At 75.4% G+C, this 19005-nt stretch carries 18 protein-coding genes; 17 read left to right on the plus strand and 1 reads right to left on the minus strand.

Annotation, left to right across the window (positions count from 1 at the left end):
* From K6U79_02815 to hslO, 15 genes are all read left to right on the plus strand, one after another.
* The coding region (locus K6U79_02815; protein ID MCL6521288.1) for a cysteine desulfurase at positions 1 to 997 on the plus strand (997 nt) is incomplete at its 5' end.
* Between the two features lie 71 nt (positions 998 to 1068).
* Entirely contained in the window at positions 1069 to 2259 is a 1191-nt protein-coding gene (thiI, locus tag K6U79_02820; GenBank protein ID MCL6521289.1) for a tRNA 4-thiouridine(8) synthase ThiI, read from the plus strand.
* A gap of 61 nt (positions 2260 to 2320) precedes the next feature.
* A complete protein-coding gene (locus tag K6U79_02825; GenBank protein ID MCL6521290.1) occupies positions 2321 to 2635 on the plus strand; it encodes a DUF370 domain-containing protein in 315 nt (104 codons plus the stop codon).
* Positions 2636 to 2691: 56 nt separating this feature from the next.
* Positions 2692 to 3330 (plus strand): guanylate kinase, encoded by a 639-nt coding sequence (gene gmk / locus K6U79_02830; protein ID MCL6521291.1) that lies wholly within the window; start codon positions 2692 to 2694, stop codon positions 3328 to 3330.
* A gap of 6 nt (positions 3331 to 3336) precedes the next feature.
* Positions 3337 to 3546: a DNA-directed RNA polymerase subunit omega gene (gene rpoZ / locus K6U79_02835; GenBank protein ID MCL6521292.1), complete on the plus strand. Its 210-nt coding sequence runs from the start codon at positions 3337 to 3339 to the stop codon at positions 3544 to 3546.
* Positions 3543 to 5795 carry a primosomal protein N' gene (gene priA / locus K6U79_02840; GenBank protein MCL6521293.1) on the plus strand — a complete coding sequence of 751 codons (2253 nt, stop codon included), beginning with the start codon at positions 3543 to 3545 and terminating at the stop codon, positions 5793 to 5795. Before rpoZ ends, priA begins: the two co-directional genes overlap by 4 nt.
* 66 nt (positions 5796 to 5861) lie before the next feature.
* Positions 5862 to 7346 (plus strand): methionyl-tRNA formyltransferase, encoded by a 1485-nt coding sequence (fmt, locus tag K6U79_02845; GenBank protein ID MCL6521294.1) that lies wholly within the window; start codon positions 5862 to 5864, stop codon positions 7344 to 7346.
* Complete coding sequence (gene rsmB / locus K6U79_02850) at positions 7339 to 8709, plus strand: 16S rRNA (cytosine(967)-C(5))-methyltransferase RsmB (GenBank protein ID MCL6521295.1); 1371 nt, start codon at positions 7339 to 7341, stop codon at positions 8707 to 8709. Before fmt ends, rsmB begins: the two co-directional genes overlap by 8 nt.
* A gap of 3 nt (positions 8710 to 8712) precedes the next feature.
* Positions 8713 to 9807, plus strand: coding sequence for a 23S rRNA (adenine(2503)-C(2))-methyltransferase RlmN (gene rlmN / locus K6U79_02855; protein ID MCL6521296.1), 1095 nt, complete (start codon positions 8713 to 8715; stop codon positions 9805 to 9807).
* Positions 9808 to 9874: 67 nt separating this feature from the next.
* Positions 9875 to 10639: a Stp1/IreP family PP2C-type Ser/Thr phosphatase gene (locus tag K6U79_02860; protein ID MCL6521297.1), complete on the plus strand. Its 765-nt coding sequence runs from the start codon at positions 9875 to 9877 to the stop codon at positions 10637 to 10639.
* Entirely contained in the window at positions 10636 to 12543 is a 1908-nt protein-coding gene (gene pknB, locus K6U79_02865) for a Stk1 family PASTA domain-containing Ser/Thr kinase (protein MCL6521298.1), read from the plus strand. The genes K6U79_02860 and pknB overlap by 4 nt, the downstream gene beginning before the upstream one ends.
* Entirely contained in the window at positions 12540 to 13436 is an 897-nt protein-coding gene (gene rsgA / locus K6U79_02870) for a ribosome small subunit-dependent GTPase A (GenBank protein ID MCL6521299.1), read from the plus strand. The genes pknB and rsgA overlap by 4 nt, the downstream gene beginning before the upstream one ends.
* Positions 13437 to 13477: 41 nt before the next feature.
* Positions 13478 to 14200: a ribulose-phosphate 3-epimerase gene (rpe, locus tag K6U79_02875; protein ID MCL6521300.1), complete on the plus strand. Its 723-nt coding sequence runs from the start codon at positions 13478 to 13480 to the stop codon at positions 14198 to 14200.
* On the plus strand, positions 14188 to 15453 hold the full coding sequence (locus tag K6U79_02880; GenBank protein MCL6521301.1) for a CBS domain-containing protein: 1266 nt from the start codon (positions 14188 to 14190) through the stop codon (positions 15451 to 15453). The genes rpe and K6U79_02880 overlap by 13 nt, the downstream gene beginning before the upstream one ends.
* A gap of 281 nt (positions 15454 to 15734) precedes the next feature.
* Positions 15735 to 16571: an Hsp33 family molecular chaperone HslO gene (gene hslO, locus K6U79_02885; protein ID MCL6521302.1), complete on the plus strand. Its 837-nt coding sequence runs from the start codon at positions 15735 to 15737 to the stop codon at positions 16569 to 16571.
* Here hslO and rpmB read toward each other — a convergent pair.
* Positions 16568 to 16759, minus strand: coding sequence for a 50S ribosomal protein L28 (gene rpmB / locus K6U79_02890; GenBank protein MCL6521303.1), 192 nt, complete (start codon positions 16757 to 16759; stop codon positions 16568 to 16570). The two genes, hslO and rpmB, sit on opposite strands and share 4 nt — an antisense overlap.
* Before the next feature lie 178 nt (positions 16760 to 16937).
* Between rpmB and K6U79_02895 the strand changes: the two genes are divergently transcribed.
* Complete coding sequence (locus tag K6U79_02895; protein ID MCL6521304.1) at positions 16938 to 17318, plus strand: Asp23/Gls24 family envelope stress response protein; 381 nt, start codon at positions 16938 to 16940, stop codon at positions 17316 to 17318.
* Between the two features lie 11 nt (positions 17319 to 17329).
* On the plus strand, positions 17330 to 19003 hold the full coding sequence (locus K6U79_02900; protein ID MCL6521305.1) for a DAK2 domain-containing protein: 1674 nt from the start codon (positions 17330 to 17332) through the stop codon (positions 19001 to 19003).
* Positions 19004 to 19005 lie beyond the last annotated feature (2 nt).

The raw sequence follows: 19005 nt of genomic DNA on the forward strand, positions 1-19005 counted from the left end.
CGGCGCCACCGAGGCCGACAACCTGGCGCTGCTGGGCGGGGCCGCCGCCCGGCGCGGCTGGGGGCGGCGCATCCTGGTCAGCGCCGTCGAGCACGAAGCCGTCCTGGAGCCGGCCGCCCGGCTGGCGCGGGAGGGCTGGCAGGTGGAGCGGATCCCCGTCGACCGGGAGGGGCGCGTCCGCCTCGAGCGGCTGGAGGAGATGCTGGGCGAGGACGTGGCCGTGGTCGCCGTGATGCTGGTCAACAACGAGCTGGGCACGGTCCAGCCCGTCGACCGCGTCGGCGCCCTCCTGGCCGGCCGTTTCGGCCACCTGGCGCCGGCGCGCCGCCCGCTCTTCCACGTGGACGCGGTCCAGGCGCCGGGAAAGCTCCTCCTGCGGCCGCGGGCCTGGGGGGTGACCTCCATGGCGCTCAGCGCCCACAAGCTGGGCGGCCCCAAGGGCGTGGGCGCGCTCTGGCTGGCGCGCGAGGCGCGCGTGGAGCCGCTCCTGCTGGGGGGCGGCCAGGAGCGGGGCCTGCGCTCGGGGACCGAGAACACGCCGGGCATCGTGGCCTTCGCGCGGGTGGCCGGGCTGGCGGAGGCCGAGCGCGAGGAGGCGGTGCCGCGCCTGGCTTCCTGGAGGCGGCGCCTGGCGGAGCAGCTGGAGAGGCTGGGCGGACAGCTCAACGGCCCGCGCGACGCCAGCGACGGCCACCGACTCGAGGGCGCCGCCCCCCACATCCTCAACATCAGCTTCCCCGGCCTGCGCGGGGAGACGGTGATGCACGCCCTGGAACGCGAGGGCGTCTTCGTCTCCACCGGCTCCGCCTGCACCGCCCGCCGCCCCGAGCCCAGCCACGTCCTGCTGGCCGCGGGCCTGGAGCGGCCTCGCGCCGAGGGGGCGGTGCGCATCAGCCTCTCGCCCTGGGCGACCCGGGCCGAGGAAGTGGACGCCGCCGCGGAGGCTTTCCGCCGGGCGCTGGAGGACCTCCGGCGCGCCGGGGGGGTGCGGAGGTGAGCGGGCGGCTTCACGACCCCTCTGCGGCGCCTGGCGGCCCGGTCGCCGGCGGCCTCCCCGGCGGCCGCCGCCTGCTTCTCCTGCGCTACGGCGAGATCGGCCTCAAGGGGAAGAACCGGCCGGCCTTCGAACGCCAGCTGCGCCGCCGCGTCGAGGAGGCGCTGGAGCGCGCCGGCTTCCCCGCCCTGGAGGTCTCCTGGCGGAACGGCCGCCTGCTGGTGGCGCCGCCGCCGGCGGAGGCGGAGCGCACCGCCGTGGAGCGCGCCCTCAGCCGCGTCTTCGGCGTCGTCTCGCTCAGCCCGGTCTGGGGCGTCCCGCCGGAGCCGGAGCGGATCGAGGCCGCGGCGCTGGCGGCGCTGGAGGAGGCGCTGGCCGCGGCCGCCTCCTCGGGGCGGCCGGCGCGGACCTTCAAGGTGGAGGCGCGCCGGGTGGACAAGCGCTTCCCGCTGGGCTCGCTGGAGATGAACGCGCGCCTGGGCGGCTTCCTCCACGCGGCCCACCCCGAGCTGGGCGTGGACGTCCACAGGCCGGACGTGCGGGTGCAGGTGGAGGTGCGGGAGCGGGAGGCCTACGCCTTCGCCCTGACGGTTCCGGGGCCCGGCGGGCTGCCGCTGGGTTCCAGCGGCCGCGCCATGCTCCTTCTCTCCGGCGGCATCGACAGCCCCGTGGCCGGCTGGATGGCCATGCGCAGGGGGATCGAGATCGAGCCCGTCCACTTCGAGAGCTTCCCGTACACCAGCGAGCGCGCGCAGGAGAAGGTGCTGGAGCTGGCGCGGATCCTGGCCGGCTGGAGCGGCGGGCTGACCGTCCACCTGGTCCACTTCACCGAGATCCAGACGGCCATCTACCGCGAGGCCCCGGCGGAGCTGGGCGTCATCCTCATGCGCCGGGCCATGTTCCGCCTGGCCGAGGCACTGGCCAGGCGGCGCGGCGCGCTGGCCACGGTGACCGGGGAGAACGTGGGCCAGGTGGCCAGCCAGACGCTGGAGAGCCTGGCGGTGATCAACCGGGTGACCACGCTCCCCGTCCTCCGCCCGCTGATCACCATGGACAAGAGCGCCATCGTGGAGGAGGCGCGGCGGATCGGCACCTACGAGACGTCCATCCTGCCCTACGCCGACTGCTGCACGCTCTTCGTCCCCGCTCACCCCGCCACGCGGCCGCGGGCGGAGGAGGTGGAGGAGGCCGAGGCGCGCATCGACTGGGAGCGTCTCCTGCCCGAGGCGCTGGAGGGGAGCCGCACGCTCTCCGTGCGGCCGTAGCGGCGGCTGGATCGGCCGCCCGGCCGGACGTATCATTCTGGCATCGAAGGGGAGAGGTGCGGTGGAGCTCAAGCTGATCAACATCGGCTTCGGCAACATCATCTCGGCCAACCGCGTGATCGCCATCGTCAGCCCCGAGTCGGCGCCGATCAAGCGGATGGTGGCCGAAGCGCGGGACGCCGGGCGGCTCATCGACGCCACCTACGGGCGGCGGACGCGGGCGGTGATCATCACCGACAGCGAGCACGTGGTGCTCTCGGCCATCCAGCCGGAGACGGTGGCCCACCGCATGCTGACCCACGAGGGCGGAGTCGAGCGCGAGGCGGCGGCCAGCCCGGCGGCGGAGGAGATCGCGGAGGTGGAGCAGGAGTCGTGAGCGCCGCAGCCGGTCCGCTGGAGAGTGCCGCCAGGCCCCGCTTCCCGGGGCTGCTCATGGTCCTCTCGGGCCCCAGCGGCGCGGGCAAGGGCTCGGTGCGCAAGGCCTGGCTGGCGCGCCACCCGGAGGTCCGCTTCGCGCCCTCGGTCACCACGCGCGCCCCGCGGGTGGGGGAGCTGCCGGGCGTCGACTACGTCTTCCTGGAGGAGAGCGCCTTCGAGGCCAGGCGGCGGTCGGGCGAGCTGGTGGAGTGGGCGCGCGTCTACGACCACGCGTACGGCACGCCGCGCCTCCCCATGGAGGAGTGGCTGGGCCAGGGCGTGGACGTCGTGGTGGAGAAGGACGTGCAGGGGGCGATGAGCCTGAAGGCCGCCTATCCCGAGGCGGTCTTCGTCTTCATCCTCCCGCCCTCCTTCGAGGAGCTGCGCCGGCGCATGCTCCGGCGGGGGACCGAGGGACCGGAGGCGCGGGAGATCCGGCTGGCCAGCGCGGCCCGCGAGCTGAGCTACATGGGCGAGTACGACTACGCCGTGGTCAACGACGAGGTGGAGAGGGCGGCGGAGCTGCTGGAGGTGATCCGCCAGGCCGAGCACTGCCGCGCCTGGCGGCGCCTGGCCGGCGGCGAGCCGCTGCCCGGGCGGGAGCCGGGCGAGGCGCGCTCGCCGGCGCCGTCGCCGCCGCTGGGGAGGGAGTGAATCCGCATGGAAAGCCGTCTCGACCCGACGCTGGAAGAGGTGCTGGCGGCCATGCCGCGCAAGTACGCCGTGGTCAACGTGGCCGCCCAGAGGGCGCGCCAGCTCCTGGAGGGGGCCGCGCCGGCGGTGGCCAAGCAGGGTTCGAAACCCGTGGTGGTCGCCCTGAAGGAGATCGCCCAGAGCAAGGTGACCTACGAGGTGAACGGGACCGAGTGAACCCCGGGGCGGGCGAGGCGCCGCGGGCGGCGGCCGTCGCCGTCGACATCGCCGCGGCCGCCACCGACCGCCTCTACGACTACTGGATCCCCTCCGAATGGATCGGCCGCCTGCAGCCCGGCTGGCGCGTCCGCGTCCCCTTCGGCCGCGGCCGGCGCGAGGGGTTCGTCGTCGAGCTGCGGGCGGAGCCCTCACTGCCTCCCGAACGCGTCCGGCCCATCGCCGAGGTGCTGGACCCCATGCCGGCCCTGACGCCGGAGGCGCTGGAGCTGGCGCGCTGGTGCGCCCGTGCCTACGGTTCGACGCTGGTGCAGGCGCTGCGCGTGATGCTGCCCGCCGGCCTGCGCGGCGACCGCGTGCGGCCGCGGACCGAGGAGCTGCTGGCGGCGACGCCCGCCCTCCTCTCCGGCAAGTGGGCGCAGGGCGCGGGCGGCGTTCGGGCGCCGGCGCGCCGGCGCGTGGCCGAGCTCCTCCGCCGCTCGCCGGGGCCGTGGCGGCGGCGCGACCTGGAGCGGGCCGCGGGCGTCGGCGCCGCCACGCTGCGGGCGATGGTGCGGGCGGGCCTGTTGGCCGTGGAACGGCGGGAGCGGGAGCGGGCTGCGTGGACGGAGCCGCCCGAACCCGACCGCAGGCCGGTGCTCAACCCCTTTCAGGAGGAGGCGGTGGCGGAGATCCGGCGCGCGGTGGAGGCCTCCGCCCATGCCGTCTTCCTCCTGCAGGGGGTGACGGGAAGCGGCAAGACCGAAGTCTACCTGCGCGCCCTGGAGGCGGTGCTGGCGGCGGGACGCCAGGCCATCGTGCTCGTGCCCGAGATCGCCCTCACGCCGCAGACGGTGGCGCGCTTCCGGGCGCGCTTCGGCGACCGCGTGGCCGTCTTCCACAGCGGGCTGGGCGAGGGCGAGCGCTACGACGCCTGGTGGCGGGTGCGGCGCGGCGAGGCGGCGGTGGTGGTGGGGGCGCGCTCGGCCGTCTTCGCCCCCTGCCAGCGCCTCGGCCTGATCGTGGTGGACGAGGAGCAGGAAGCCAGCTACAAACAGGAGGAGACGCCCCGCTACCACGCCCGCTCGGTGGCGCTGGAGCGGGCGCGGCGCGCGGGCTGCCCGGTGCTGCTGGGCAGCGCCACGCCGGCGCTGGAGTCGCTGGCCGAGGCGGAACAGGGCCGCTACCGGCGGCTGCGGCTGCCCCAGCGGGTGGGGGGCCGGCCGCTGCCGCTGGCCGAGGCGGTGGACATGCGGCGCGAGCTGGCCGAGGGGAACCGCTCGCTCTTCAGCCGGGCGCTGGCCGAGGCGCTGGACGAGGTGCTGGCCCGGCGCGAGCAGGCGGTGCTCTTCCTCAACCGCCGCGGTTTCCACACGTTCGTCCTCTGCCGGGAGTGCGGCCATGTGCTCCGCTGCCCCCAGTGCGCGGTCTCCCTGGCCTACCACGCCGACCAGGGGCTGCTCCGCTGCCACTACTGCGGCTGGGCGGAGCGGCCGCCCGCCCGCTGCCCCGCCTGCGGAGGAAGCGCGCTGGGCTACCACGGCTCGGGCACGCAGCGCGTGGAGGAGGAGCTGGCCCGCCGCTGGCCGGCGGCACGGGTCCTGCGCATGGACGCCGACAGCACGGCGCGCAAGGGGGCGCACGAGGCCATCTACCGGCGCTTCCTGCGCGGGGAGGCGGACGTGCTGGTGGGGACGCAGATGGTGGCCAAGGGCTGGGACGTGGGCGGCGTCACCCTGGTGGGAATCGTCAACGCCGACACGGCGCTCAACCTGCCCGACTTCCGCGCCGCCGAGCGTACGTTCCAGCTGCTCACCCAGGCGGCGGGGCGGGCGGGGCGGGGCGGGAGGCCGGGGCGGGTGCTGGTCCAGAGCTACGCCCCCGAGCACTACGCGATCCAGGCGGCGCTGCGCATGGACCCGGACGCTTTCGCCCGGGTGGAGCTGCCCATCCGCCGCGAGCTGGGCTATCCGCCCTATCGCCGACTGGTCCGGCTGCTGGCTCTGGCCCCCTCGCCCGCCGAGGCGGAGCGGGCGGCCCGCTTGGCGGCGGAGGAGCTGGCCCGGCGGCGGCCGGCGGGGGCGCGGCTGGTGGGGCCCAGCGAGGCTCCCCTGGGCAGGCTGAAAGGGCAGAGCCGCTGGCATCTCCTGCTGGGCGGCGAGCGCGTCGGTCCGCTCAGGGACGCGGCGCTGGCGGCGGCGGCGCGGGCCGGTCGCGAGCTGCCGGCGGCCCGCCTGGTGGTGGACGTCGACCCGGTATCGCTGCTCTAGAAGGCGGGCACGGGGTCGGATCGGAGGGATCCCCCGGCGCCGGGGAAGGAGAGGGACGGGCAGGGCATGGAGAGCGAGCGCGAGCAGGCCAACAAGGAGGCGCCGGCGGCGCGCGGCGAGCGCCGCCGGCCGGGGAGCGTGCGGCCCATCCTGGACAGCAGCCGCCCCGAGGTGCGTCGCAAGGCGCGCCCGGTGCGGCGCATCACGCGCCAGATCGCCAGGCTGCTGGACGACATGGCCGCCACCATGTACGACGCCGACGGCGTCGGGCTGGCGGCGCCGCAGATCGGGGTCGACCTGCGCGTCATCGTGGTCGACGTGGGCGACGGGCTGATCGAGATGATCAACCCCGAGCTGCTCAAGAGCGAGGGGGAGCAGACGGGGTACGAGGGCTGCCTGAGCGTCCCCGGCTACGTGGGCGAGGTGACGCGGGCGCGCCACGTGCGCGTCACCGGCCTTGACCGCGAGGGGCGGCGCATCTGGGTGGACGCCGACGACTTCAAGGCGCGGGCCTTCCAGCACGAGCTGGACCATCTGGACGGGATTCTCTACGTGGACAAGGCGGAGCACGTGGTCCGCCTGCCGCCGGAGACCGCCTACCGACTGGTCTTCATGGGCACGCCCGAATTCGGGGTGACGGTGCTCCGGCGTCTTGCCCGCCATGGCTTCAAGCTGGCCGGCGTGGTGACGCAGCCCGACCGGCGGCGGGGTCGCGGCCAGGCGATCCTCCCCTCGCCAGTTAAGCGCCAGGCGCAGGAGTACGGCCTGACCATCCTGGAGCCGGAGAGCCCGCGGGACCCCGCCTTCGTGGAGGAGCTCCGCCGGCTGCGCCCGGACGTCCTGGTCACCGCTGCCTACGGCTTCGTCCTGCCGCCGGAGGTGCTGGCCGTGCCGGCGGTGGCCGCGCTCAACGTCCATCCCTCGCTCCTGCCGCGCTACCGCGGCCCCGCGCCCGTCGAGCGCGCCCTGATGGCGGGTGAGAGGGAGACGGGGGTCAGCATCATTCGCATGGCGGAGCGGGTGGACGCGGGCGAGGTGCTGGCGCAGCGGCGCATACCGATCGACGAGGAGGACGATGCCGGCTCGCTGGGGGCCAAGCTGGCGGCGGCGGGCGCCGAGCTGCTCATCGAGGTGCTCCACCGCATGGCCACGGGGGAGAGCGTGGAGGGACGGCCGCAGGAGGAGGCGGAGGCCAGCTACGCGCCCAAGATCCGCCCCGAGGAGGAGCGCCTGGAGTGGAGCCGGCCGGCGGCGGCGCTGGTCGACCAGATCCGCGCTCTCAGCCCGCGACCCGGCGCCTACACGCTCCACCGCGGCGAGCGACTGAAGGTTTTCCGCGCGCAGGCCCTGCCCGGCCCCGAGCCCCCCGCGACCGCGGCCGAGCCGGGCCGGGTGGTGGCGGTGGACGCCCGTTCGCTGGTGGTCGCCTGCGGCCCGGAGGGGCAGGAGCGCGTCCGCCTCCTGGAGGTGCAACCGGCGGGGCGGCGGCGCATGTCCGTGGGTGATTTTCTCCGTGGCAACCCGGTCGAGCCGGGGGAGCGACTTGCCTGAGAAGCCTCCGGGGCGGGCGGGCGGAGCGGCGGGCGCGCGGCGGGTGGCGCTCGGCGCCTGTCTGGCTGTGGAACGCGGGCAGCGGGCCAGGGAGGCGCTGGAGGCGGAGCTGGCCGCGGCGGGCGGACTCTCCGCGGCCGACCGCCACCTGGCCACCGAGCTCCTCTACGGGACGGTGCGGCTGATGCGCCGCCTCGACTACCTGCTGGAACGCTTTTCGCGCCGGCCCCTCCGCCTTCTCCAGCCGGAGGTCCGCTGGGCCCTCCGCCTGGCGCTCTTCCAGCTGAGCGAGACCTCCGTCCCGGAGCACGCGGCGGTCTACGAGACGCTGGAGGCGCTGCGGGCGGCGGGCGGGAAAGCCGGAGTGGGCTACGCCAACGCCGTGTTGCGCCAGGCGCTGCGCCGCCGGGAGGAGTGGAGCCTGCCGGAGGGAGCGGAGGCGGAGGCGCTGGCGATCCGCCACTCCTTCCCGGACTGGCTGGCCCGCCGCTGGGTGGAACGCTACGGGAGCGGGGAGGCGGAGCGGCTGATGCGCTACATGAACGAGCCACCGCCCTTGACGGTGCGCGTCAACCGCCTCCGCGCCCGCCCCGAGGAGGCGCTGGAGAGACTGCGGGCGGCCGGCCTGGAGGCGGAGCCGGGGCTGACGGGCGCGCAGGTGATCCGCCTGCGAGGGGGCTCCCCGGCCGAGCTCCCCGGCTGGTCGGAGGGCTGGTACCAGGTCCAGTCGGAGGCCTCCTTCCTGATCGGCCTGAGCGTGGGCGCCAAGCCCGGCGAGCGGATCCTGGACGTGGCCGCGGCGCCGGGCGGCAAGAGCACCCACCTGGCCGAGCAGACCGGCGACCGCGGGCTGGTGCTGGCCGTCGACGTGGACGCGGGGCGGCTCCGGCGGGTGAAGGAGAACGCGCGCCGCCTGGGTCTCCGCTCGATCCGCCTGCTGGCCGAAGACGCCCGCCGGCTCGCCGCGCGGCTGGAGCCGGGCTCTTTCGACCGCGTGCTGGTGGACGCGCCCTGCACCGGCACCGGCGTCCTCAACCGCCGCCCCGAGGCCCGCTGGAGGAAGCGGCCCGGGGACGTGGCGGCGGCCGCGCGCCTCCAGGCCCAGATCCTGGACGGCGTGGCGCCGCTGGTACGCCCGGGTGGGACGCTGGTCTACTCCACGTGTACACTCGAACCGGAGGAGAACGCGGCCACCGTCGAGGCGTTTCTGCGCCGCTGGCCAACCTTCCGGCGGGAGGCGCTGGCGCCCTGGCTGCCGGAGCGACTGGCGGGGCGGGTGGAGCGGGAGGGCGAGATCCAGCTGCTCCCGCAGCGCGACGGGCTGGACGGGCACTACATCGCCCGCCTGGCCAGGGAGGCGTGAGCGATGGCGGGGAGCGAGCGGGTAGCGGGCGGACCGCCCGACCTGCGCGGGTTCGACCGCGAGGCGATGGAGGCCTTCGCGCTGGGCGAGGGCCAGCCGGCCTACCGCGGGCGGCAGCTGCTGCGCTGGATCCAGGGGCGCGCCGTCACCGACTTCGAGGCCATGACCGACCTGCCCGCCGCCTGGCGGGCGAGCCTCAAGGCTCGGATCCCGCTGGAGCCGGCGGAAGTGGTCCGCCGCCAGGCCGACCCGGAGGACGGGACGGTCAAGCTCCTTCTCCGGCTCGCCGACGGCGAGCTGGTGGAGACGGTCCGCATGCGCTATCGTTACGGTTTCAGCGCCTGCATCTCCACGCAGGTGGGCTGCAACGTGGGCTGCCGCTTCTGCGCCTCCACCCTGGGCGGGAAGCGGCGCGACCTGACGGCGGCCGAGATGGCGGAGCAGGCGTTGGCCATCCAGCGCGAGCTGCTGCCCCGGGGGGAGCGCCTGAGCCGGCTGGTGCTGATGGGGATGGGCGAGCCGCTGGAGAACTACGCCGAGACGGTCCGCTTCCTGCGCCTGGCGCACGAGCCGGAGGGGCTGGCCATCTCGTACCGGCGCATGACGGTCTCCACCTCGGGGGTGGCGCCGGCCATCGAGCGGCTGGCGGAGGAAGGGCTCCCCGTCACGCTGGCCGTCTCGCTCCACGCCCCCAACGACGAACTCCGGCGGCGGCTGGTGCCGATGAACAACCGCTACCCCATCGCCCGCCTGATGGAGGCCGTCCGGCTGTACGCGGCGCGGACCGGACGGCGCCCCACCTTCGAGTACGTGATGATCGACGGGGTGAACGACGCGGCCGAGCATGCCCGCGAGCTGGCCGGCCTCCTGCGCGGGCTGCCCAACCACGTCAACCTGATCCCGCTCAACGAGTCGGGGAGGGGCTTGGCCAGCTCGCCACCGGAGCGCATCGAGGCCTTCCGGCAGGTGCTGGAGCGGGCGGGGGTGGAGGTGACGGTGCGCCGCTCCCTGGGGCGCCGCATCGACGCGGCCTGCGGCCAGCTGCGCCGGCGCGAGGTGGAGGCGGCGGCGCGGCCGCTGGTGCGGCTGGGCGAGTAGCAGGCGGCAGACGACGCCGGGGACGGGGGACGAGGCCGGCGCGGGGGCCGCGGGAGGGGGAGCGGGGATGCGGGTCGATGCCGCCAGCGACGTGGGGCGAGTACGCGTACGCAACGAGGACGCCTGGCTCTGGCGGCGCCTGGGCGCGGCGGAGCTCCTGGCGGTGGCCGACGGGCTGGGCGGCCACCAGGCCGGCGATGTGGCCAGCCGCCTGGCCCTGCAGGCGCTGGCCGAGGCGCTGGGCGACGCCGGTCCGGGCGCGCTCCGCCGCCAGAGGCTGGAGGCGGCCTTCCACCGGGCCAACGAGGCGGTCTGGCAGGCGGCCCAGCGCCGGCCCGACTGGAGCGGCATGGGCACCACCCTGACGGCGGCGCTGGTGGAGGCCGGCGAGCTGACCGTGGCCCACGTGGGCGACAGCCGGGCCTACCTCTGGCGGGGCGGCAGCCTGCGTCAGCTGACCTCCGACCACTCGCTGGTGCGGGCGCTGGTGGAGCGCGGCGCCCTGAGCGAGGAGGAGGCCGAGCGCCTCCCCGAACGGCATATTCTCACCCGCGCGGTGGGCACCGCGCCCGAGGTGGAGGTCGATGTCGTGGGGCTCCGGCTGGAGCCGGGAGACCGGCTGCTACTGGCCACCGACGGCCTGACGGCGGCGCTCAGCCTGGAGCAGGTGGTGGAGCTGCTGGCGCAGGGCGGCGACCGCCCGGCGCAACGCCTGGTGGAGGCCGCCAACCGCGGCGGGGCTCCCGACAACGTGACGGTCCTGGTGGCCGAGCTGGAGGCCGGGACCGAAGGCGACCGCGAGGCGGGTCTGGCCTCGGGTGGTCTGGGGTGATCGGACGCCTGCTGGGCGGTCGCTACGAGATCCTTCACCGCGTGGGCGGCGGCGGCATGGCCGTCGTCTACAAGGGGCTGGACCGCCTCCTCTCCCGCCCGGTGGCCGTCAAGGTCCTGCGCGAGCAGTACGCCACCGACCCCGAGTTCGTACGCCGTTTTCGCCGCGAAGCGCAGGCCGCGGCCATGCTCTCCCACCCCAACATCGTCAACGTTTACGACGTGGGCGACGACGGAGAGCTCCACTACATCGTGATGGAGTACGTGGAGGGTCGCAGCCTCCGCCAGCTGCTCGACCAGGAGGGGGCGCTGGCGCCCGCGCGGGCGGCGCGCATCGCCGCCCAGATCCTGGACGCCCTGGAGGAGGCGCATCGCCACGGTGTCATCCACCGCGACATCAAGCCGGACAACATCCTCCTGACGCGCGACGAGCGGGTGAAGGTGGCCGACTTCGGCATCGCCCGCGCGGTCAGCCAGGCGACGCTGGTGCCCACCGGGGCCATCCTGGGCTCGGCGCACTACATCTCCCCGGAACAGGCGCGCGGCAGCCCTCTCGACGGGCGCTCCGACCTCTACTCGGTGGGCGTCCTTCTCTTCCAGCTGCTGAGCGGGGAGCTGCCCTACGACGGCGAGAGTCCGGTGGAGGTGGCGCTCAAGCGCTTCCAGGAAGAACCGCCCGACCTCGCCGCGCTGGCGCCCCAGGTTCCGGAGGCGCTGGCGCGGGTGGTGCGCAAGGCCATGGCGCGCCAGCCGGGCCGCCGCTACCCGGGCGCGGCCGCCATGGCGGAGGACCTGCGCGCCTTTCTGGCGGGCCGTCCGCTGCTGTATGCCGGGGAGGAGGAGACGCTCGACGGGGGCGCGCAGGACGAGCCGACGCTCGCCCTGGCGGCGGCCGCCGGCCGGGGGAGGCGCGACGGGGTGGATGCCGCCGCCGGCGAGCGCCCGGAACGGGAGGGGCGGCACCGCCCGTGGCTCTGGGCGCTGGCCGGCCTCCTCCTGCTGCTGGGGGCGGCGGGCTACGGCGCGTGGGCACTGGCGCACTGGTTCGACGTGCCCACCGTCCGCGTGCCCAGGGTGGTGGGGCTCACCCTGAGCGAGGCGACGCGGGCCCTGCAGGACTCGCGCCTGACGCTGAGCGTTGCCGACCAGCGCTACAGTCAACGGTACCCGGCCAACGTGGTCATCTCCCAGGAGCCGGCCCCGGGCGAGTCGGTCAAGGCCGGACAGCCGGTGCGCGTGGTCGTCTCCCAGGGACCGGAGCAGGTGACGGTGCCCGCGGTGACCAACATGCCCCAGCAGACGGCCCAGACGCTCCTCCAGGCACGGGGGCTGAAAGTGCAGGTGGTCCAGGAGTACAGCGACTCCGTGGCCGCCGGCTACGTCATCGACCAGTCGCCCGCTCCGGGCTCCTCGCTGGGCCAGGGGGCCACGGTCACGCTGACCGTCAGCCAGGGGCCGAGCGTCAACCAGGTGGCGGTTCCGGCCCTGGTCGGGCTGGGGGTGGACGACGCGCTCAGCCAGCTGCGGGCGCAGCAGCTGGTCCCGGGGAAGATGACCTACCAGCTGGCGGGCTATCCGGCGGGGACGGTGGTCTCCACCTCGCCCGCCGCCGGCCAGATGGTGGCGCCGGGCAGCGCCGTCGACCTGGTGATCAGCCGCGGCTGCGTCAACCAGGCGCAGCCTACGCTGACCGTCCCCGGGCAGGGCAGCCAGCCGGTCCAGGTGCGGGTCGACTTGACCGACGCCGCGGGTACGCGGACGATCTACCAGGCGACGCATCTCCCGGGCGACACCTTCCAGGTGGACGCCTGCTGGGGGAGCGGCGACGCCAGGCTGAAGGTCTACGAGGACGGTCAGCTGGTCAACCCGCCCGACGGGGATCTCCTGAAGGGAGGAGCGCCTTGAGCCGGACCGGGCGGGTCGTCAAGGTCCTCAACCAGTGGTACGAGGTGCAGACGGAAGAGGGCGTCCTGGCGGCGCGGCCCCGCGGCCGCCTCCGGCGGGAGGGGGAGGGAGCACCCCTGGCCGGGGACATGGTGGAGGTACTGCCGGCGCCCGACGGCACCGCGCGCATCGAACGGATCCTCCCGCGCCGGAACCGGCTCGATCGCCCGCCCGTGGCCAACGTCGACCGGCTGCTGGTGGTGGCCTCCTGGCGCGAGCCCGAGATCGTGCCGGAACTGGTGGACCGGGCGCTGCTGGAGGCGGAGCGCCGCGGGATCCCGGCGGCGTTGGTGCTGAACAAGGTGGACCGCATCGCGGGGCAGCCCGGGCTCCTCGAGGAGGCCCGGCGCTTTCTCGAGCCCTACCGGAAGGCGGGCTACCCCGTCCTCCTGACCGCCGCGCTGGACGGGACCGGCCTGGAGGAGCTGCGTGCGCTGCTGGCGGGCGGCCTGACGGTGCTGGCGGGCGCCAGCGGGGTGGGGAAGTCCAGCCTGCTCAACGCCCTCCTGCCCGGCGCGCGCCTGCGTACGGGAACGCTCAGCCGCGCCGAGCGCGGCATGCACACCACGCGTCACGTGGAGCTGCTGCCGCTCCCGGACGGCGGCTGGGTGGCCGACACTCCCGGCTTCGTCCGCCTGGAACCGGCGGGGCTGGAGGACCCGCGGGAGGTGCGCGACGCCTTTCCCGAGCTGGCTCGTGCGGGAGGCTCCTGCCGCTTCCGCGACTGCCTGCACCAGGACGAGCCGGGCTGCGCGGTCCGCGAGGCGGTGGCGCGGGGCGAGATCGACGCCGGCCGCTATGCGCGCTACCGGGCGCTCCTGGAGGAGGTCCGGCAGGCGGCCGGGAGACGCTGAAGGAGGGCGCCGCGGGCGCCCGTCGCCGAGGAGGAGTGCACATGCCGATCGTGGCGCCTTCGGTGCTCTCCGCCGACCTCTCCGACCTGGCCGCCTTCGCGCGGCGCATGGAGGGCGCCGGGGCGCGCCGTCTCCACCTGGACGTGATGGACGGGCACTTCGTGCCCAACCTGACCTTCGGGCCGCCGGTGGTGACGGCGCTGCGCCGCCACACGCGGCTGCCCTTCGACGTCCACCTGATGGTGGAGGAGCCCGAGGCCCTGCTGGAGGCGTTGCGGCCGGCGCAGCCGGCGACGGTGGTGGTCCACGCCGAGAGCAGCCGCCACCTGCACCGCCTCCTGGCGGGCGCGCGCGAGCAGGGCTTCCGCACCGGGCTGGCGCTCAACCCGGCGACGGGCACCGAGGTCGTCCGCTGGCTCTGGCCGCTCGTCGACCAGGTGCTGGTGATGAGCGTCAACCCGGGATGGGGCGGGCAGCGCTTCCTGGCGCTGGCGCTGGAGAAGCTCCGCCGGCTGGCCGGCGAGGCGCCGGCGGGATGGGCGGGCGAGCTGGCGGTGGACGGCGGGATCGGCGAGGCGGTGGCGGCCGAGGCGGTGGCGGCGGGGGCCGAGGTGCTGGTGGCGGGTGCGGCGGTGGCCGGGGCGGAGGATCCCGCGGCCGCCCTGCGCCGTCTGGCGGAGATCGCGGAGCGGGCGGCGGGGCTGCGAAGCGCGGGCCGGGAGGCGCCGGCGCCGGGAGAGGGGGGGACGGGATGCTCTACCTGAGCCGGCTGCTGGGCAGCCGCGTCTACGCCCAGGAGTCGGAGGGCTCGGTGGTGCTGGGCCGGCTGGAAGACGTGGTCATCCAGGCCGGACAGTCCAACCCGCTGGCGCGCGGCTTCATCCTGCGCGGCCGGAGGGGCGACGCCTTCTGGGTGCCCAGCGGCCAGCTCCTCCCGGAGGCCGACGGCCGCCTGGTCGTCCGCTCGCCCCAGCGCTCCATCCGCCTCTTTCTGCCCGAGACGCGCACCATCCGCCTGGGACTGGACGTGCTGGACAAGCAGGTGATCGACATCATGGGCCACAAGGTGGTGCGCGTCAACGACGTGCAGGTGGCCTGGGCGGGCGAGGCGTTGCGCATCGTGGCCGTCGACGTCGGCTGGACCGGCTTCCTGCAACGGCTGGGACTGGGAGGGCTGGTCGGTCTGCTGCGGCGGCTGGGCTTCCACCCGCGCGAGCGGGTGATCCCCTGGGCGCTGGTGGAGCCTCTGGGCTCGCCGGCCTCGCCGCTCAAGCTCTCCATCGCCTGGAACAAGCTGCGCGGCTACCATCCCGCCGACCTGGCCTCGCTCCTGCCCGACCTCGACCCGGAGGAGCAGGTGGCGCTCCTCCGCTCCCTCGACCTGCGCGACGCGGCCGAAGTGGTCTCGCGCATCGAGGAGGCGCCGCTGCGGCGCGCCATCCTGGAGCGGCTGCCCAAGGAGCTGGCCTCGGACCTCTTGGAGCGCATGGCGCCCGACGACGCCGCCGACGTGCTGGCCGAGCTGCCGCGCGACGACCAGGAGGCCATCGTGGGCGGCATGGAGAAGGCCCAGCGCTCGGACGTGGAGCGCCTGATGCGCTACGGGCCGCACTCCGCCGGCGGCCTGATGACCACCGACTTCATCGCCTTTCCGGAGCGCCTGACCGCCCAGGAAGCCATCGACCGCCTCCGCGTCCTCGCGCCCGACGCCGAGACCATCTACTACCTCTACGTGGTGGCGGAGGACGGGCGCCTGGTGGGCACGCTGACGTTGCGCGACCTGATCGTCGCCCCGCCCGACCGGCCGCTGGGCGCCGTGATGCACCGGCGCGTCATCTCGGTGCCGCTGGAGGCGGACGAGGAGCGCGTGGTGGACGTGATGGCGCACTACGACTTCCTCGCGCTCCCGGTGGTCGACGACGAGGGCAGGCTGCAGGGCATCATCACCTATGACGACGTGATGGACGTGGTCCTGGAGCGGGGCGGCTGGAAGCGGCGGCTGCGCGCGCGCGACTGACGCGCGTGCGGCGGAGCGGAAGGCGGCTCCAGGCGGCACCCCCGGGCGGTGCGGCCACATAGAGTGGAGTTCGCCCGGGCAGGCGGCCCGGGCGAAGGGGGTGGCCCGGAATGCGGTTCATCATCATCCGGCTGCCGGCCTGGTTGCGGCCCATCCTGCGACGCCTGGCGGGCTGAGCGGGCGGAGCGGGAGGGCGCGGCCGGCCGGAAGCGGAGCGGGGGTCGAGGGTGCGTCCATCCAGCCTGGTGCGCGCGGTGGGAGCTGACGGGCGGCTACGGGTGATGGCCGCCGACACCTCGGCGGTCGTCGACGAGGCCGCCCGCCGTCACGACACCTGGCCCACGGCCACGGCGGCCCTGGGCCGCCTCCTGACGGCCACCGCCTTTCTGGCGGCGGACGCCAAGCACGGTTCGGTCACCGTCCGGCTGGCGGGGGATGGGCCGCTGGGCGGCGCGGTGGCCGTGGGAGAGGCGGACGGGCGCCTGCGCGGCTACGTGGGCGAACCGCACGTGGACCTGCCGCTCAACGCGGCCGGCAAGCTGGACGTGGGAGGCGCCGTGGGCCGGCAGGGCTTCCTGTACGTGACCTACCAGCCCGAGCGGGGGCGTCCCTACACGGGTTCGGTGCCATTGGCCAGCGGCGAGGTGGGCGACGACGTCAGCGAATTCCTGCGCCGCTCCGCGCAGCGGCCCGCCGCGGTGGGGGTGGGCGTCCTGGTCGGACCGGGTGGCGAAGTGCGCGCCGCCGGCGGGTTGCTGGTGGAGGTGCTGCCCGGCGCGCTGGACGAGCTGGGCGCCGATGTCGAGGCCAACCTGGAGCGGATCGGAAGCATCAGCCGGCTGGTGGAGGCCGGCGCGGGTCCGCGGGAGCTGGCGGCCGAGGCGCTGCGGGGATGGTCCTGGCGGATCGAGGGCGAGCCGCTGCCGCTGCGCTTCCGCTGCAGCTGCTCGCGGGAGCGCGTGGAGGCCGCGCTGCTGGCGCTGGGAGAGGACGAACTGCGGGGGATGGAGGCGGAGGGGCGCGCCGAGGTGCGCTGCCACTTCTGCAACGCCCGCTACACCTTCACCCGGGAGGAGCTGGCCCGCCTGGCGGCGCAGGCCGCCGCTGCGGGCGGCTAGACCGCTCGCGCCACGCGTCCCGAGCGGAGGCAGCGGGTGCAGACGCGCAGGCGGCGCCGGCCCTCCGCTCTCTCCACGCGCACCGTCTGCAGGTTGGGCCGCCAGAGGCGGTTGCTCTTCCGGTTGGAATGGCTGACGGCATGGCCGAAGGCGACTTCGCGACCGCAGATATCGCAGCGTCGGGCCACTGGGATCCCTTCCCCCGCGAGATGAAGTGGGCAGAGGCATGCTAGCATCCGCCCGCGGCGGGCGCAACCGCCGCCCCGCGCCCCGCGGGGCGGCCGGATGACGCACCCGGGCTATGCTATCATTTCTGCGTCGTGCGGGGGGCGCGCGGCGGAGCCGGTGCGGGCGGGGTGGTGGCGGATGGGCCGCGAGTTGGAGACCGGACTGGGCACGGTCAGCATCAGCGAAGAGGTGGTGGCGGCGCTGGCTGCGCACGCGCTGGAGCGCTGCTACGGCGTCACCGGGCTGGCCAGCCGGGGGCTCGAGGGGCTGGCGGGCGTCCTGGGCATCGGCAATCCCGGCCGCGGCGTCACCGTCCGCCTGGACGAGAAGCACTTGGCCATCGAGGTGGCCATCGTCGTCGGCTACGGCACCCGCATCTCCGAAGTCGCCCAGAACGCGCGCGAGCAGATCCGCTACGGCGTGGAGCAGGCGACCGGGCTGAAGGTGGACCAGGTGACCGTGGAGGTGGCGGGGATCCGGCTGGACGGTCAGGGCCGCGGCGCCAGGGGCCGCCGCTGAGCCGCGGGGGGATGGAGTTGGAACTGCGCGAGTTGGACGGGCCCGCGCTGCTGGCCGCGGCCGAGGCCGCGGCGGAACGGCTGGCGCTGCACGAGGCCGAGGTGAACGCCCTCAACGTCTTCCCCGTGCCCGACGGGGACACCGGCAACAACATGAGCCAGACCGTGCAGGGAGCCTTGCGCGAGGCGCATCGCGCCGGCCCGGCGCTGGGCGAAGTGGCGCGCGCGCTCGCCCAGGGCGCGCTGATGGGCGCCCGGGGCAACTCGGGGGTCATCCTCTCCCAGCTGTTGCGCGGTTTCGCGGAGGCGCTCCGGGGCCGCGAGCGGGCGGGCGCCAGCGAGGTGGCGGCCGCCATGGAGCGCGGGGTGGAGACCGCCTACAGGGCCGTCATGAAGCCGGTGGAAGGGACCATCCTGACCGTGGCGCGGCGGGCGGCAGAGGCCGCCGTGGCCGCGGCGGGGGGCGGCGCGGGCCTGGCGGGCGTGCTGCGCGAGGCGCTGGCCGCCGCCCGGGAGGCGTTGGCGGAGACGCCGCGCCAGCTGGAGGTGCTGGCGCGGGCGGGAGTGGTCGACTCGGGCGGCCAGGGGCTCGTCTACCTCCTGGAGGGCGCCGCGGAGCGGATGGGTACCGGGCGCCCGAGCGAGACCGGGCTTCCCTCCGCGGCAGGGCCCGCGGTGGTACCGGCGGCGGTGCCGGAGCCCGCAGCGCCGCCGGCCGGCTACCGGGAGGAGGCGCTGGAGAGCCTGAAGGAGCCGTACGAGACGGAGTTCTTTCTCGTGCCGGCCGTCGCACCCGACTTCGCCGGCTGGCGCCGGGAGCTGGCCGGGATGGGCTCCAGCCTCGTGGTGGTGGAGGGCGACCGGCTGGCGCGCGTCCACATCCACACCGCCGATCCGGGACGCGTGCTCAGCTGGGCGGTGGCGCGGGGCGAGCTGCGCGATGTCAGCGTGGTCAACCTGCGCCTGCAGGGGGAGGCCTATGCGCGCGAGAACGGCCTCGCCCCCGCTCCCGCCGTTTCGGCCGAGGCGCCCCGGGTGGCGGTGGTGGCCGTCGTCCAGGGCGACGGGATGGAGCATCTCTACCGCTCGCTGGGCGCGAGCGCGCTGGTCCGCGGCGGGCCCTCCATGAACCCCAGCACGGAAGAGATCCTGTCCGCCCTGCGACAGGTGCCCGGCGAGGGCGTCATCCTCCTGCCCAACCACGCCAACATCTTCCTGGCCGCCCAGCAGGCCGCGCGCCTGGCGGGGCGGCGCGTGGAGGTCGTGCCCACGCGCGACATGGCCCAGGGGATGGCGGTGTTGATGAGCTTCGCCCCCGGGCGCGACCTGGAGGCCGAGGCGGCGCGGATGAAGGACGTGCTGGCGGAGGTGCGCACGGGGATGGTGACGCGGGCGGCCCGCGACGCGGTGCTGGACGGGGTACGCGTGCGGGAGGGGGATTTCCTGGCGCTGCGCGGCGAGGAGCTGGTCCACGCCGGCCCCGGCCTGGAGGAGGCGGTGGTCGCCCTGGTGGAGCGCCTGGCCGGGGAGGAGGCGCGGGCGGTGACGCTCATCTACGGCGACGGCGTGGAAGAGGTCGGCGCCCGCCAGCTGGCGGAGCGGTTGGAGAGCCTGAAGCCGGGGTGCGAGGTCCGGCTGGAGAGGGGCGACCAGCCCTTCTACCCCTTCCTGGTGGCCGTCGAGTAGGC

The sequence above is a fragment of the Bacillota bacterium genome (genome assembly GCA_023511835.1).
GTDB lineage: Bacteria > Bacillota > Sulfobacillia > JAIMAT01 > JAIMAT01 > JAIMAT01.

Excerpts from the sequence above, each read along its gene's own strand:
- hslO (MCL6521302.1), top strand. The coding sequence starts at position 15,735 with ATGGCCGCCGACACCTCGGCGGTCGTCGACGAGGCCGCCCGCCGTCAC.
- K6U79_02900 (MCL6521305.1), top strand. The coding sequence starts at position 17,330 with ATGGAGTTGGAACTGCGCGAGTTGGACGGGCCCGCGCTGCTGGCCGCG.
- rlmN (MCL6521296.1), top strand. The coding sequence starts at position 8,713 with ATGGCGGGGAGCGAGCGGGTAGCGGGCGGACCGCCCGACCTGCGCGGG.
- rpe (MCL6521300.1), top strand. The coding sequence starts at position 13,478 with ATGCCGATCGTGGCGCCTTCGGTGCTCTCCGCCGACCTCTCCGACCTG.
- rpoZ (MCL6521292.1), top strand. The coding sequence starts at position 3,337 with ATGGAAAGCCGTCTCGACCCGACGCTGGAAGAGGTGCTGGCGGCCATG.
- fmt (MCL6521294.1), top strand. The coding sequence starts at position 5,862 with ATGGAGAGCGAGCGCGAGCAGGCCAACAAGGAGGCGCCGGCGGCGCGC.
- K6U79_02880 (MCL6521301.1), top strand. The coding sequence starts at position 14,188 with ATGCTCTACCTGAGCCGGCTGCTGGGCAGCCGCGTCTACGCCCAGGAG.
- K6U79_02860 (MCL6521297.1), top strand. The coding sequence starts at position 9,875 with ATGCGGGTCGATGCCGCCAGCGACGTGGGGCGAGTACGCGTACGCAAC.
- K6U79_02895 (MCL6521304.1), top strand. The coding sequence starts at position 16,938 with ATGGGCCGCGAGTTGGAGACCGGACTGGGCACGGTCAGCATCAGCGAA.
- gmk (MCL6521291.1), top strand. The coding sequence starts at position 2,692 with ATGGTCCTCTCGGGCCCCAGCGGCGCGGGCAAGGGCTCGGTGCGCAAG.